A 14,514-nucleotide genomic window follows, 5' to 3' on the forward strand; every position below is an offset into this window, starting at 1 on the left:
CCCTTCTTAATGTCAAAAGTACTTATTAATGTAAAATACGTGCTCTAATTGTACCCTCAACAGCGCTTAGTTCTTTAAGTGCTACTTCAGATTGATCTGTATCTACATCAATAACTACATAACCAATAGATGCGTCTGTTTGTAGGTATTGCGCAGCAATGTTAATACCGTGCTGTGCAAACGCTTGGTTAATTTGCGTTAGTACACCAGGGCGGTTGTGGTGTACGTGTAATAAACGGCTACGATTAGCAAGCTCTGGCAGCGATACCTCAGGGAAGTTAACCGCTGTAATAGTTGAGCCGTTATCTGAATATTTAGCCAATTTACCAGCTACTTCAATACCAATGTTTTCTTGTGCTTCTTGTGTTGAGCCACCAATATGAGGTGTTAAAATAACATTGTCGAATTGGCGCAGTGGCGATACAAATTCTTCATCGTTAGATTTTGGCTCAGTAGGGAACACATCGATTGCTGCACCACTTAGTTTTTTCTCTGTTAGTGCTTCTGCAAGTGCATCAATATCAACAACAGTTCCGCGTGAAGCGTTGATCAAAATAGATCCCTGCTTCATAACAGCAAGTTCTGCACTACCAATAAGATTTTTAGTTTGCGGTGTTTCTGGTACGTGTAAACTAATAATATCAGAGCGTTGTAACAGCTGAGTTAGGTTGTGAACTTGCTTTGCATTACCCAGTGATAACTTATCTTCGATATCGTAAAACTCCACGTTCATACCGATATTTTCAGCCATAATACCTAGCTGAGTACCAATGTGACCGTAGCCAATAATACCTAATGTTTTACCACGTGCTTCAAACGAACCATTTGCTGTTTTTAACCAGCCACCACGATGAGCCGCTGCATTACGCTCTGGAATACCGCGTAATAAAAGTAGGATTTCACCAAGTACAAGTTCAGCAACTGAACGAGTATTAGAAAATGGTGCGTTAAATACAGCAATACCGCGTTCGCGTGCTGCATCTAAATCAACTTGGTTTGTACCAATACAAAAACACCCAACAGCAACTAGCTTGTCAGCTGAGTCTAATACGGCTTGGTTAATATGAGTACGAGAACGAAGTCCTACAAAGTGAACATCTTTAATGCGCTCTTTTAATTCGTCCTCAGGTAAGGATGTTTTAACGTAGTCGATATTGCTGTAACCGTTACGTTTTAGCGTTTCAACAGCGCTTTGGTGAACACCTTCAAGCAAGAGAATTTTAATTTTGTCTTTTGCTAACGATACCTTACTCATAACCTCATCCTATTTAATTTGTGGCCCATTTTTAGTACCGATAATCACTTTATCAGCACCACGCATTGCAAATAGGCCGTTGGTAACTACGCCAACAATTGAATTTATTTGTGCTTCAAGTTGTTTAGCATTGGTAATTTTTAAGTTAAATACATCTAATATAACGTTACCGTTATCGGTAACTACGCCTTGGCGATAAACAGGGTCACCACCAAGCTTTAATAATTCTCGTGCAACGTAGCTGCGAGCCATTGGAATAACTTCTACCGGAAGCGGGAAGTCGCCTAATGTTTTTACTAATTTGGTGTCATCTACAATGCACACAAATTGTTTAGCTACAGCGGCTACTATTTTTTCGCGAGTAAGGGCTGCACCGCCACCTTTAATCATTTCGTTTTGGGCGTTTATTTCGTCAGCGCCGTCAACGTATACATCTAAAGCAGCAACGTTATTAAGCTCAAATACTTCAATACCTAACGCTTGTAAGCGCGCGGTTGAGGCTTCTGAGCTTGATACAGCGCCTACAATAGTGTCCTTTACTGAGCCAAGGGCATCAATAAAGTGATTAACAGTAGAGCCTGTACCCACACCTACAATAGTGTTTTCTTTTACAAACTCGAGTGCTGCCCAAGCAGCTGCTTTTTTTAATTCGTCTTGTGTCATTGCTTTGTGCTCATGTATGTCAGAAATATGCGGTTAGTAATCAAATTTAATTGTTACCAACAGTATGTTTTATCTGGGGTGATAATGGTTTTAAGTGGTACATCCCACGATTCTATTGGTAATGTTTCAACTTTTTGGCATTCATGTGCAAGGCCAATTAGTTGTGGTTTTTGCCAATTTTGTTCGTGTAAACGTGCCAATGTCCGGTCGTAAAACCCACCTCCCATTCCTAGGCGATTACCTTGTTTATCAAATGCAACTAATGGCATAAGGAGGTAATCAAGCACTGGTAATGGGCATATTTGAGAGCAGTTCAGCTTAGGCTCCAAGATACCATAGCGATTTGCTCTCATGGGTGAGTTTTTCTCATAGCGCTGAAATAGTAAATTAGCGCCATTGAATGGGTGTATTATAGGTAGGTAAACGGTATGGTTTAAACTCCATAATTCTTTAATTAACAATGAAGTGTCTAGCTCCCCATCATTACTTAAGTAAATGGCAATATGCTTTGAATTCGTTTTTTTTTCGCTTTTTAAATGTTGAATAAAATTCATTTTTAGCGATTGCGCAGCAATTATTTGCTGATTATTTGACAAGTTTTTACGGGTGTTACGAATTTCCGCTCTTATTTTTGCGCGTTTATTGCTCATTAAATTAATTAGCCATTCTTAAAAAGAGAATAAATCGGGAAAAATTAAAAAAACAGCCAGTACGACTAGCAAAATGGTGGCAGTTGCAATCAATGAATATAAAAGTAAGTTACTGCGTTTTTTAGGAGGCGCTAAATCATCATCTAGCATTAGATCGTCACCTTGCCATTCGTCAATACTTTCGTCTGGTGCTTTTAACTGAGCTTCAGGAAGGCGTTGCTCTAACTCGTCTAACTTTTCTTCAAGGCGAATCAAGCTACTAGTGATGTAATCGAGTGCATCAAAAATACGTTCGTCACGTTGGTTGTTATTTGCAGCTGCGGGGGAGCCATTTTGAATTGCATTTGAAACAGCTTGCAGCTTACTTTTAATACCTAAGCTTGCTAGTAACTTAGCCTGTTTTAACGCTTTGTCTTTATCGCTTGGTGCAAACAGTGGCTTACCTTTAAAAAAAAGAGCTACTTTTTCATCTGACGTTTTTAATTTTGCAGCCAAATTTGTACATGCTGTTTTTATGTCAACGTTATCGGCAAGTCCTGCAAATATAACGCGAAAGTTATCGGCCATTTAACTGTCCCTAAAGCTTTTATAATGAAATGAGTATATACCTAAAGTACAAAAGAATTCGAGGTCGATTTAATAGTTATTTTGTAGACGCTCTACAAACAATATAGCGAATAAGTTTTAGATGCAAAAACGGCCCTTAAAAGGGCCGTTTTTAATTTACTACAACAATTTTGGCTTAAAGGCCAGCAGCTGCGCGAAGTGCGTCTGCTTTATCTGTACGTTCCCAAGGGAATTCGTCACGACCAAAGTGGCCATAAGCCGCTGTAGGAAGGTAGATAGGGCGCTCTAAATCAAGCATTTGAATTAAGCCGTAAGGGCGCAGGTCAAAATGTTCACGAATAAGCTCGATTAAACGGCTTTCTTCTAGCTTGCTTGTACCAAACGTTTCAACGCTGATAGAAGTAGGCTCTGCAACACCAATTGCGTAAGAAACTTGTAGCTCACACTTGTCAGCAAGACCAGCAGCAACAATGTTTTTAGCAACGTAACGTGCAGCGTATGCTGCTGAACGGTCAACTTTTGATGGATCTTTACCAGAGAATGCACCACCACCGTGACGAGCCATACCACCGTATGTATCTACAATGATTTTACGACCAGTTAAACCACAATCGCCCATTGGTCCGCCAATAACAAAGCGACCTGTTGGGTTAATGAAAAACTTAGTTGCACTTGTAATAAGTTCTGCAGGAAGTACCGGCTTGATGATTGTTTCCATCACAGCTTCTACTAAATCTTTTTGCGAAATGTCTTCGCTGTGCTGAGTAGAAAGTACAACAGCATCAATACCTACTGGCTTACCGTTTTCGTATGCAAAAGTAACTTGAGATTTTGCATCTGGACGTAACCAATTAAGCTCGCCGCTTTTGCGTACTTGCGCTTGGCGCTGTACTAAACGGTGTGAGTAAGTAATTGGAGCAGGCATTAGTACTTCTGTTTCGTTACATGCGTAACCAAACATTAAGCCTTGGTCGCCAGCGCCTTGCTCTTCTGGGCTAGTACGGTCAACACCTTGGTTAATGTCAGGAGACTGTTTACCAATAGTGTTTAAAATTGCACATGAATCGGCATCAAAGCCCATGTCTGAATTTGTGTAGCCAATGTCACGAATTGTTTTACGTGTAATTTCTTCGATATCAACCCATGCGCTAGTAGTGATTTCACCACCAACCATAACCATACCTGTTTTTACGTAAGTTTCGCATGCAACACGGGCATGAGAGTCTTGCTCTAGGATAGCATCAAGTACCGCATCAGAGATTTGATCGGCGATTTTATCCGGATGACCTTCAGAAACTGATTCAGAAGTAAATAAATGTTTTGCCATTGTAATTCTGCTCACAAATATTGCGCTTCACAAACGTCGGTATTAGCGCTAAAAAATTAAGGGGCGTATTTTATCGAAAACAAAACACCTTGCATAGTGTTTTTACGCCTAGACGTCTAAATAAAATTACTAATAACTTTTTGGTCTTAAAAAATATTCATAATGCCTCACTTTTATAGGGTTTTTAATTGCACACAGCCCCCACAATAAGTAAGAATGGTCGGTATAAACGAACCCAAGTTACTTGGGTGCATAAACAAACACATAAATACCCGCGCAAATACACATAAAGGTAGGAGAATTCATGCCATCTCGCAAAGAACTTGCAAATGCTATTCGCGTCTTGTCAATGGACGCAGTACAAAAGGCCAAATCTGGTCACCCTGGAGCCCCTATGGGCATGGCTGATATCGCAGAAGTATTATGGCGCGATTATCTAAAACATAACCCAACGAATCCAGAGTGGGCTGACCGTGACAGATTTATTCTTTCAAACGGCCACGGTTCAATGCTTATCTATTCTCTATTGCACCTAAGTGGTTACGACTTACCACTGGACGAAATTAAAAACTTCCGTCAAATGCATTCTAAAACACCAGGTCACCCTGAATATGGCTATGCACCAGGAATCGAAACTACTACGGGTCCATTAGGTCAAGGGATCACAAATGCCGTAGGTATGGCAATTGCTGAAAAAGCACTTGCTGCACAGTTTAACCGTGAAGGTCACGATATTGTTGATCACTTTACCTATGCATTTATGGGCGATGGCTGCCTTATGGAAGGTATTTCTCATGAAGCAGGTTCACTTGCAGGCACATTAGGTCTGGGTAAACTTGTTGCATTTTGGGATGACAACGGCATCTCAATCGATGGCGAAGTAGAAGGTTGGTTTACAGATGATACACCAGCTCGCTTTAAAGCATACGGTTGGCATGTAATTAGTGGTGTTGATGGCCACGACAGCGATGCTGTAAGTGCTGCAATTGCAGAAGCAAAAAGCGTTACCGATAAACCTTCACTAATTTGTTGTAAAACAATTATTGGTTACGGCTCACCTAATAAATCTGGTAGCCACGATTGTCACGGTGCACCACTAGGTGATGACGAAATTAAAGCGTCTCGCGAATTCTTAGGTTGGACTGGCGATGCGTTCGAAATTCCTGATGATATTTACGCACAGTGGGATGGCAAAGAAAAAGGTCAACAGCTTGAATCAAGCTGGGACGAAAAATTTGCAGCATACGCAAAAGCATACCCAGAGCTTGCAACTGAATACAAACGTCGTATTAATAACGAACTGCCTGGCGATTGGGCTGCAAAATCACAAGCGTACATTGAGCAATTACAAGCAAACCCTGCAAACCCAGCGTCTCGTAAAGCATCACAAAATGCATTAAATGCGTTTGGTCCGTTATTACCAGAATTTATGGGTGGCTCAGCCGATTTAGCTGGCTCAAACTTAACAATTTGGGATGGCTCTAAAGGTTTAACACGCGATGATGCAAGCGGTAACTACATTTACTACGGTGTACGTGAGTTTGGTATGTCGGCAATTATGAATGGTATTGCCCTTCATAAAGGCTTTATTCCTTACGGTGCTACGTTCTTAATGTTTGTTGAATATGCAAAAAATGCTGTACGTATGGCTGCATTAATGAAGCAACCAAGCATTTTTGTATACACGCACGATTCAATTGGTTTAGGTGAAGATGGTCCAACTCACCAACCAGTAGAGCAAATTGCAAGCATGCGTTTAACGCCTAACTTATACAACTGGCGTCCATGTGACCAAGTTGAGTCGGCAATTGCATGGCAACAAGCTATTGAGCGTAAAGACGGTCCTACATCGTTAATCTTTACTCGCCAAGGTCTTGAGCAACAAGCGCGTGACGCACAGCAATTAAGCGATGTTAAAAAGGGTGGTTACATCCTTAGCTGTGACGGCAATCCAGAGATTATCTTTATTGCGACGGGTTCTGAAGTGCAACTAGCACAAGATTCAGCAAGCGAACTACGCAGCCAAGGTAAAAAGGTACGTGTTGTATCTATGCCATGTACTGATGCCTTTGAAGATCAAAGCGCAGCATACAAAGAAAGCGTATTACCGGCATCTGTTTCACGCCGCGTAGCAGTAGAAGCAGGTATTGCTGACTACTGGTACAAGTACGTAGGTCTAAACGGCGCAGTAGTAGGTATGACTACCTTTGGTGAGTCAGCACCTGCAGGCGAGCTGTTTGAGCACTTTGGTTTTACAGTGGCAAACATTGTAAGCAAAGCAAACGAGCTTTTTTAATCGCTTTGATTAAATAAAGTAAGTAATTGAAAAACCCGCACATATTGCGGGTTTTTTTGTGCCCTTACATGAAGCAACTTCACCTTGATCAATGCAGCTTTCCTTGCAAGAAAGTAAGCTATCAGGCAAGGTAGTGCGATAAAATTTATAAATAAAAATCTTAAATTAATAGCAGGAGCTAAAAATGCCAAAGTTCGATAACGTGAGTGTAGTAAAAAAAGCCAATGTATATTTTGACGGAAAAGTGTCGAGCCGTACCGTTATTTTAGGTGATGGCGAAGCGAAAACGTTAGGCTTTATGCAACCAGGTGAGTTTGTTTTTGATACAAATCAAAAAGAGTGCATGGAGCTTTTAGCTGGCCAATGGGATATTTTATTACCAGGTGCAAGTGAGTGGAAAACATTTAACGCGGGTGAATCGTTTAATGTTGATGCAAATGTAAGCTTTAAAGTAAAAGTATCTGATTTTGCTGACTACTGTTGTTCGTACACAGATTAACCAGTACAGCTAGACGTCTGAAAGCCCATGCACTATGGGCTTTGCATAAACTTTGCGCAACGCATGATTTAAATCACCAAAAACCGCAAATAAACCTCAAATATCTCTCTTTTTTCCTTGTGTTAATCTAAATAGCCCCCAATACTATTTATGAGGTAACAAATAAAAGGATACCCTATGAAAATTAATCTTTCTGGTCACCATGTTGAAGTTACTGACTCTATTAGAGAGCACATCAACGAAAAATTTTCAAAAATCGAGAGCCATTTCCCATCGCTTATTGCACTCGAAATTATTTTGTCTAAAGAACATCATAAAATCCAAGCTGAAATTAGCACTAATTACGAAGGCACGCGCATATCGGTAAAAGGGGAAAACGAAGTTATGTACCCTGCCATTGCAAGTGCAGCTAAAAAACTCGATGCAGCACTAAAACATCGAAAAGGGCAGATAAAAGCAAACTTACACGAAAAGCCTGTTAGCACTACACCTGAAATCGCACACGAGATCATCCAAGAGATGGATCTTAAATAAAATTTAGTCACAAAGTATTGTAAAAAAGAGCCGTATGGCTCTTTTTTATTGCCTGTAATTTAGGTAAGTTATGCGTTCTTGCAGTTTATTAATTAAAAAAATTAATAAAAAGAACACACAACACACATATTTTGAGAAATTAATGCACACAACAAAAGCAGTATGGAAGTCTCGACTAGGTGCGCTTGGGCCTGGAATACTCATGGCAACAGCCGCTATTGGCGGATCTCACCTAGTTGCCTCTACGCAAGCTGGGGCAATATTTGGCTGGCAATTATTTTGGCTTATCCTCGTTGTTAATGTTTTAAAGTACCCGTTTTTTCGCTTTGGTATGGAATACACACTCGCTACTAAAAATAGCCTAGTGGAGGGCTATAAAAGCAAAGGCCCGTTTTACTTCTACAGTTTTATTGGCTTAAACATTGTAGCCGCCATTGTTAATACCGCCGGCGTATTGCTGCTTACTGCAAGCTTACTGCATTACGCCTTACCTATTGTTATTGAAGTAACCTTGCTTTGTTGGATGCTGTTGGGGGTATGTTTAGTTATATTGCTACTTGGACACTTTAAAGCGCTTGATAACGTTGCCAAAGGCATTATGGGGCTGCTTACGCTCGCTACTTTGATTGCCCTTGCCATTGCATTTAGTAACGGCCCAATGGCACCTGCTGATTATGTGGGACCTTCACCGTATGAACTTGCTATGCTTAGCTTTATGGTGGCTTTAATGGGCTGGATGCCAGCCCCTATCGAAATATCTGCATTAAGTTCTTTATGGCTAAAAGAAAAACAAGCCCAGCAAACAGTAACTAAAAGCCAAGGCCTGTTCGATTTTAACGTAGGTTACTGGCTTACAGCTGGCTTAGCACTGGTGTTTTTTAGCTTAGGTGTATTAGTGCAGTACGGGCAAACCAGCAGTATAGAACTCGGCGGTGTCGCGTTTGCCAAGCAGCTTATTGATATGTATGCATTAACAATAGGCGAGTGGGCAAGGCCACTTGTATCAGCAATCGCTTTTTTATGTATGTTTGGCACTACACTCACCGTGCTAGATGGCTACGCTCGCACGCTTAACGAATCCCATAAGCTACTTGGCTTTAAGCAATCAAAACACAGCCTAAATATTTGGTTAATACTACAAGCACTTGCCGGTATGGCGGTTATTTTATTTTTTAAATCAGCCCTTGGTCCAATGCTTACGTTTGCTATGACACTTTCATTTGTTACAACGCCTGTATTTGCATGGCTCAACTTTAGCCTTGTGCGATCAGAGCCTGCTATTAAGCATAGCGTGTTACTACGTAGTTTAACGTGGTTAGGTTTAGTGTACTTAGTTGGGTTTGCTGTCGCATTTGTAGTGTGGAAACTAGCATTCTAAATATAGCCACTTACTTTAGGGTTTTAATTAAAGCCCTAAAGCTTAAAATTTAAATGAGGTATAAATGGATATTAGAACAGGCGAGCTTTCAAACCCACACGTTATAAAGCTACTACAAGCACACCATAACGATATGCTAAAACACTCACCCGTTGAGAGCGTACATGCACTTGATGTGAGTAAACTCACTCAGCCCGATATAACTTTTTATAGCTTATGGATTGATAATAATTTAGCGGGTGTTGGCGCTTTAAAAGCACTAAATACAACGCATGGCGAAATTAAATCAATGCGCACATCAAGCCATTATTTACGCCAAGGCATAGCCGCTAAGTTACTCACGCATATTATTGAGCAAGCGACCTTGCGAGGTTATAAAAAGTTAAGTTTAGAGACCGGCACTGCTGAAGCATTTTTACCCGCACAAAAGCTTTACGCTCAATTTGGTTTTAAAGAGTGCGAACCATTTGGTGATTATGAGTTAGATCCTTACAGCTTGTTTATGAGTAAAGCGCTTTGAATTAATAAGAAATATAATTAGTCTTCGTTTAGAACCTTAAATTAAATTTTAACACAGGAATATTTATGTCATTTAAAGGAACTAAGTGGTTCTATGAGGATTCGCCTGAACAGTTTGAGTCGTTAGATGAGCTAACCGAGCACCTTCATTCTTTGTTGTCTTCACAGACTCTAGTTAGTGATGATATAGATCCTGATGGACCTGTTTTAACTGAAATAAAGCAATTAGTTAAAAGGGTTGATGGTCTTAAAATAGAGATTTATTCTAACGAACACCCTCCACCACATTTTCACGTTATTACCTCAGACTCGAAAGCTTCTTTTAGGCTTGATAATTGTGAATTAATTGAGGGTAGCTTAACAAGCAAACAAAAAAGAAAAGTTGAATATTGGTTTAATGAAATGAACGCAAAGAAAGCATTGATTTCAGTTTGGAACAATACAAGGCCTGCAAACTGTACAGTAGGGAAGTATTATGAAATTGGTAACGAATAAGTATATCGACGTTTTATAGGTATGTAGGCGTTACTTAATTTAAATAAATAGAAATTAATAATGAACCCATTAAAAAGACCGAAAGCTAATTTTAAAAGGAAAGTTGCAAAAGCAACAGGTATTCCAACATCAAGAACAGGTCGAGCACGTAAAGTTGATAGAATGAAGGGTTATATATTAATTGGAATAATAGTTCTTTTAATGTACGTATTTAATAATTGACGCAGTTTTTTATCGATTTATCTATCAGCTACTTCATAAATAATTGGTAGTAAAGCCAATGCTCAACGAGTTATGAGTTTAGCCAATCTAGCCTAATTGTTACTCATTTGAGTAAACAATAATTTCATCAGAATTTGGTAATTTATAAAATCCAACATTTTTTTGATTGCTTACCCATGAAATCAATAGCATATTTCATCTCTGCAATTGTTCTTACTGTAGAAAATTTATCTTTAAAACATGCTGAGAATTCGTATGTGAAAGATGTTGACTGATCATAACCTCCCAGCTCTAAAAGGTTATATTCAGTAAAAGGATCTGGTCCTAAAATTTGATGAGAGGTAATAAAAGGTACCCTAGAGTCTTGTGATTTCCAATCATTCAAGCATTTAGCTTCAACATTGCTTGCTAATAAATAAATGCTTTTATCCTTTTTAGAGTCACTTATAAAGATAGTAATAAAAACCATATTTATTATAAGTGATGCAAACAAAACTAATTTTAATATATTCCTATTACTCATTTTAACTCAGCTCTTTTATCGCTCTACTTATCCCATCTAAACTCAGCGCGTACATGCGGTTGTTCATTAGCTCTTTTATAAAGCCAATCGATTGATAGTACGGCCAGTGTTCAACCGGTTGTGGGTTGAGCCAGGCGACTTTATCAAAGTGGTTTGTGACACGTTGTAACCATGCACTGCCGGGCTCTTCATTGTAGTGCTCTACTGAGCCGCCAGGGTAGGCTATTTCGTAAGGGCCCATAGTGGCATCGCCAACAAATATTACTTTATAGTCGCTGGTGAACTTGTTTATGAGCGTCATGGTATCTATTACGTTTGAATGGCGGCGCGCGTTGTCTTGCCAAACGTGTTCGTATAAACAGTTATGAAAGTAGTAAAACTCTAGGTGTTTAAACTCGCTGTGGACGGCGCTAAATAGCTCTTCGCAGGTATGAATGTAGTCATCCATTGAGCCGCCAATATCAAATAGCATCAATACTTTTACTGCATTGTGGCGTTCGGGTGCCATTTTTACATCAAGCATGCCGCCTTGTTTTGCAGTAGCGCGAATAGTCTCGTTTAAATCCAGTGTGTCGCTTGCGCCAGTGCGGGCAAACTTACGTAACTTTTTAAGGGCGAGTTTAATTGTGCGCGAACTAATTTCTCTGTCGGTGTCGAGGTTTTTGTATTCTCGTTTATCCCACACTTTTACTGCTTGGCGGTTACGGTTGCCGTCTTGCCCTATACGCACACCTTCTGGGTTATAGCCGTATGCACCAAAAGGTGATGTACCGCCAGTACCCACCCATTTATTGCCACCAGCGTGGCGTTTTTGTTGCTCTTCTAAACGCTCTTTTAGGGTTTTCATAAGCTCGTCGAGTCCGCCCATAGCTTTAAGTTGGGCTTTTTCTTCCTCGCTTAGGTTTTTTTCGAATTCTTTACGTAGCCAGTCTTCAGGTAAGTTGTGCTGTTGCTTTAAGCTCTCGAGCAAATCGAGGTCAGCAATACCACTAAAATAGTCGCTAAAGGCTTTGTCAAATCGGTCAAAGTGCGTTTCGTCTTTTACCATTATGGTGCGTGCTAAATGGTAAAAGGCGTCTACGTCGGCAAATATAACGCCTTTTTTTAAGGCGTTAATTAAATCGAGTAACTCGCGCAGGCTTACCGGTAAGCGGTATTTACGTAGCGTGAAAAAAAACTGCACCAGCATATTAGCGACGACTCATAAACGCGAGTTTTTCGATTAGGCTTATGTCTTGCTCGTTTTTAAGTAAGGCGCCAAACATTGGCATTAATCCGCCTTTTTGCGCTTTGTCGTGCAGCGTTTTTGCGTCTATATCTTCTGCCATTAAAAGCTTTAACCAATCGAGCAATTCGCTGGTGGAGGGCTTCTTTTTGAGGCCGTTGGCTTCACGTAAGTTAAAAAATACTTCTAGCGCTTGGCGAACTAAATCTTGTTTAACATGCGGGTAGTGCACATCAACAATTTGCTGCATTTCATCGCTGCTTGGAAAATCAATATAATGAAAAAAGCAGCGGCGTAAAAATGCATCTGGCAATTCTTTTTCATTGTTTGAAGTGATGATCACAATAGGGCGCTCTTTTGCGATAATGCGCTCGTTAGTTTCGTAAACATGAAACTCCATTTTATCAAGCTCAAGTAGTAAGTCGTTTGGGAACTCTATGTCGGCTTTGTCTATTTCATCAATCAAAAGCACTGGGCGTTTACCGTTAAGCTCTGCATATGTAAATGCCTGCCAAAGCTTACCTTTAACGATGTAGTTACTAATGTTGTGTACGCGCTCGTCACCTAATTGGCTGTCGCGCAGGCGCGAAACCGCGTCGTACTCGTATAAACCTTGCTGCGCTTTAGTAGTCGATTTTATATGCCACTGAATAAGCGTGGTATCTAAGCTTTTAGCCAACTCCTCAGCCAGCATGGTTTTACCTGTGCCTGGTTCGCCTTTAATTAAAAGTGGTTTTTCGAGCATAATGGCAGCATTTACAGCTTGTTTAAGCGCGCTACTCGCTATGTAATTGTCAGTTGAATTAAATTGCACAGTGTACCCTTGTCTGGTCTGAGCAGTAAGTTATTTTGTTATAATGCCATAGTTAAACGGCAGGTCCAAGGTAGGCAAAACGCTGTATGACCTCACCTTCTTTTTCAACAGTCTCTAAAAACATACCAAGTGGGCGCGCCCACATACCAAATTCACCATAGAGTGCTTGATAAATCACAAGCTGCTCCTCGGTTTCGCTATGGGTGGCAACATGAACAACTTTGTATTGCGGCCCTTTGTAGTGTTGGTATATGCCTGGTTTGAGTGAAAGTGGTTTTATTGCTGTAGTCATGTTTTGATCTCTTGTATAATTTGGCTTTGCACTTTTAATGTTAACTAATTTGCCAATACTATGAACTATATTTCTTTAGATGATTACAAAAAGGCGTGGGTTTTTCGCCACAAAGATTTACCTGTATCTGATGAAGACGCAGCAAAAATAAAGCCTATGAGCGACGAGCGCGCAGCCGTACTTTGGACAACCATGGTAAGCCGTGAGTTTGATCACCCTGATTTTTTTGAAGACACCGATTGGTGTGGTCAAGAAAAAAGCTTTAGCCAAGAAGTAGATTGGCAAGATGCGTGGGAAAATGGCGATGCGTTACCACCAGAAGCAATCTTAACGTTTTTAGATTGGGAAGCTAACACCACGGTTTATTTTTGTATGGCACGCGATAATATTATCGAAACGACGTTTGATGTATTTAAACGCAATTGGCAAAACTTTATGTTTTTAGCTGATGGCAGTTTATTGATTGGTAAAAAGCGTAATACGGTTGTGCAATTTTTAGAATCAGGTAAAGCAAAATTAGGTGAAAAGCCAAGCGCTTAAAATAGTGCGCTGCGCTTAAAAAATATTCAATACTGTGTTATAAAACATTTACCTGAATATTTTTGAGTACAGCTTTTGGTCGCTAAAAATCAGTCACTTGGTGCTCAACAGCAAGTTGAAATTTGGCAAACTGATGCACAAAAAGTGTTGTATGCACAATTGTGCAATGCGTTTTATCAGCGTGAGGTTCAGCGATTAGTTGCAGAGCCTAATGCCGATAAACTGCGCCGCCAGTTAAAAAGCCTACCTTATTATATTGAGCGAGCTGCAACGTTAGTTGCCAATGGTGACACGCCTTTTACGCTGGACGCGCAAAATGGTACGTGGCTTGAAAAGCAAAAACCGACCCCACCCGATGTGAATGTTCAAGCTAATGAACTTTTTTATCAAACGTATGCCAAAGTGGGGCTTATAGTGCCCGTTATATTACATGGCTACGATCAGGTGCGTCTTAGAATAGACAGTATCGATCAGTTAGGCGAAAATAAGCTGCATTGTAACGAGCTTGGTTGGTTTGATTTTTTAGGAAATGGGCTAGAGCAGCAAAATGCTCAGTTAATAAAGCCAAGTAAAGTGAGTTTAACCGCTGCATGTTGCGGGCATCAGTGGCAATTTTCGAAGCGTTGTATGCCACGGGTTTTATCACTACGCGAAATGCTTTTAGCGGGTAGTATTAATTGGCGCAATTTAAAGCGCCCCTTAGCGTATTAAAGTT

The 14,514-nt window shown here is 40.3% G+C and carries 17 protein-coding genes; 8 read left to right on the forward strand and 9 right to left on the reverse strand.

Features of this window, described 5'->3' with window-relative positions; all coding sequences use genetic code 11:
* Positions 1 to 25 precede the first annotated feature (25 nt).
* From serA to metK, 5 genes are all read right to left on the reverse strand, one after another.
* Entirely contained in the window at positions 26 to 1,255 is a 1,230-nt protein-coding gene (gene serA, locus P20429_RS06510; RefSeq protein ID WP_007584756.1) for a phosphoglycerate dehydrogenase, read from the reverse strand.
* Between the two features lie 9 nt (positions 1,256 to 1,264).
* Positions 1,265 to 1,918 (reverse strand): ribose-5-phosphate isomerase RpiA, encoded by a 654-nt coding sequence (gene rpiA, locus P20429_RS06505; RefSeq protein WP_007584757.1) that lies wholly within the window; start codon positions 1,916 to 1,918, stop codon positions 1,265 to 1,267.
* 53 nt (positions 1,919 to 1,971) lie between these two features.
* Positions 1,972 to 2,568 carry a 5-formyltetrahydrofolate cyclo-ligase gene (locus tag P20429_RS06500; protein ID WP_007584759.1) on the reverse strand — a complete coding sequence of 199 codons (597 nt, stop codon included), beginning with the start codon at positions 2,566 to 2,568 and terminating at the stop codon, positions 1,972 to 1,974.
* Between the two features lie 18 nt (positions 2,569 to 2,586).
* Positions 2,587 to 3,135, reverse strand: a complete 549-nt coding sequence (locus P20429_RS06495) for a hypothetical protein (protein ID WP_007584760.1) — start codon at positions 3,133 to 3,135, stop codon at positions 2,587 to 2,589.
* A 175-nt stretch (positions 3,136 to 3,310) separates the two neighbouring features.
* Positions 3,311 to 4,462: a methionine adenosyltransferase gene (metK, locus tag P20429_RS06490; RefSeq protein WP_007584761.1), complete on the reverse strand. Its 1,152-nt coding sequence runs from the start codon at positions 4,460 to 4,462 to the stop codon at positions 3,311 to 3,313.
* A gap of 304 nt (positions 4,463 to 4,766) precedes the next feature.
* Here metK and tkt point away from each other — a divergent pair, with 304 nt between their 5' ends.
* The 6 genes from tkt to P20429_RS20155 all read left to right on the forward strand — a co-directional run bounded on the left by tkt (position 4,767) and on the right by P20429_RS20155 (position 10,183).
* Complete coding sequence (gene tkt, locus P20429_RS06485; protein ID WP_007584762.1) at positions 4,767 to 6,758, forward strand: transketolase; 1,992 nt, start codon at positions 4,767 to 4,769, stop codon at positions 6,756 to 6,758.
* A 184-nt stretch (positions 6,759 to 6,942) separates the two neighbouring features.
* Complete coding sequence (locus P20429_RS06480; RefSeq protein WP_002958974.1) at positions 6,943 to 7,257, forward strand: pyrimidine/purine nucleoside phosphorylase; 315 nt, start codon at positions 6,943 to 6,945, stop codon at positions 7,255 to 7,257.
* Positions 7,258 to 7,434: 177 nt separating this feature from the next.
* A complete protein-coding gene (gene hpf / locus P20429_RS06475) occupies positions 7,435 to 7,791 on the forward strand; it encodes a ribosome hibernation-promoting factor, HPF/YfiA family (RefSeq protein WP_007584763.1) in 357 nt (118 codons plus the stop codon).
* A gap of 202 nt (positions 7,792 to 7,993) precedes the next feature.
* Positions 7,994 to 9,169, forward strand: coding sequence for an NRAMP family divalent metal transporter (locus P20429_RS06470; RefSeq protein ID WP_085999477.1), 1,176 nt, complete (start codon positions 7,994 to 7,996; stop codon positions 9,167 to 9,169).
* A 64-nt stretch (positions 9,170 to 9,233) separates the two neighbouring features.
* The gene (locus P20429_RS06465; protein WP_007584765.1) at positions 9,234 to 9,689 is read left to right on the forward strand and encodes a GNAT family N-acetyltransferase; all 456 of its coding nucleotides are present in this window, start codon (positions 9,234 to 9,236) and stop codon (positions 9,687 to 9,689) included.
* A 65-nt stretch (positions 9,690 to 9,754) separates the two neighbouring features.
* Positions 9,755 to 10,183, forward strand: a complete 429-nt coding sequence (locus P20429_RS20155) for a DUF4160 domain-containing protein (RefSeq protein ID WP_007584766.1) — start codon at positions 9,755 to 9,757, stop codon at positions 10,181 to 10,183.
* 364 nt (positions 10,184 to 10,547) lie between these two features.
* Here P20429_RS20155 and P20429_RS06460 read toward each other — a convergent pair whose 3' ends face one another.
* From P20429_RS06460 to P20429_RS06445, 4 genes are read right to left on the reverse strand one after another with little or no spacing between them, the layout of a single operon-like run.
* Positions 10,548 to 10,928 (reverse strand): hypothetical protein, encoded by a 381-nt coding sequence (locus P20429_RS06460; protein WP_007584767.1) that lies wholly within the window; start codon positions 10,926 to 10,928, stop codon positions 10,548 to 10,550.
* 1 nt (position 10,929) lies between these two features.
* Positions 10,930 to 12,117, reverse strand: coding sequence for a VWA domain-containing protein (locus tag P20429_RS06455; protein WP_007584768.1), 1,188 nt, complete (start codon positions 12,115 to 12,117; stop codon positions 10,930 to 10,932).
* A gap of 1 nt (position 12,118) precedes the next feature.
* Positions 12,119 to 12,967 (reverse strand): MoxR family ATPase, encoded by an 849-nt coding sequence (locus P20429_RS06450; protein WP_007584770.1) that lies wholly within the window; start codon positions 12,965 to 12,967, stop codon positions 12,119 to 12,121.
* 52 nt (positions 12,968 to 13,019) lie between these two features.
* The gene (locus tag P20429_RS06445) at positions 13,020 to 13,259 is read right to left on the reverse strand and encodes a DUF1653 domain-containing protein (RefSeq protein ID WP_007584771.1); all 240 of its coding nucleotides are present in this window, start codon (positions 13,257 to 13,259) and stop codon (positions 13,020 to 13,022) included.
* Positions 13,260 to 13,319: 60 nt separating this feature from the next.
* On the opposite strand from P20429_RS06445, the gene P20429_RS06440 reads away from it, so the two are divergent.
* Both P20429_RS06440 and P20429_RS06435 read left to right on the forward strand, forming a co-directional pair.
* Entirely contained in the window at positions 13,320 to 13,799 is a 480-nt protein-coding gene (locus tag P20429_RS06440) for a DUF2947 domain-containing protein (protein ID WP_002958965.1), read from the forward strand.
* 75 nt (positions 13,800 to 13,874) lie between these two features.
* Positions 13,875 to 14,510: a hypothetical protein gene (locus P20429_RS06435; protein ID WP_002958964.1), complete on the forward strand. Its 636-nt coding sequence runs from the start codon at positions 13,875 to 13,877 to the stop codon at positions 14,508 to 14,510.
* The last annotated feature ends 4 nt before the right edge of the window (positions 14,511 to 14,514 follow it).

Origin of the sequence: Pseudoalteromonas sp. BSi20429 (assembly GCF_000238895.1) — a bacterium.
GTDB classification, from domain to species: Bacteria; Pseudomonadota; Gammaproteobacteria; order Enterobacterales; family Alteromonadaceae; genus Pseudoalteromonas; species Pseudoalteromonas arctica.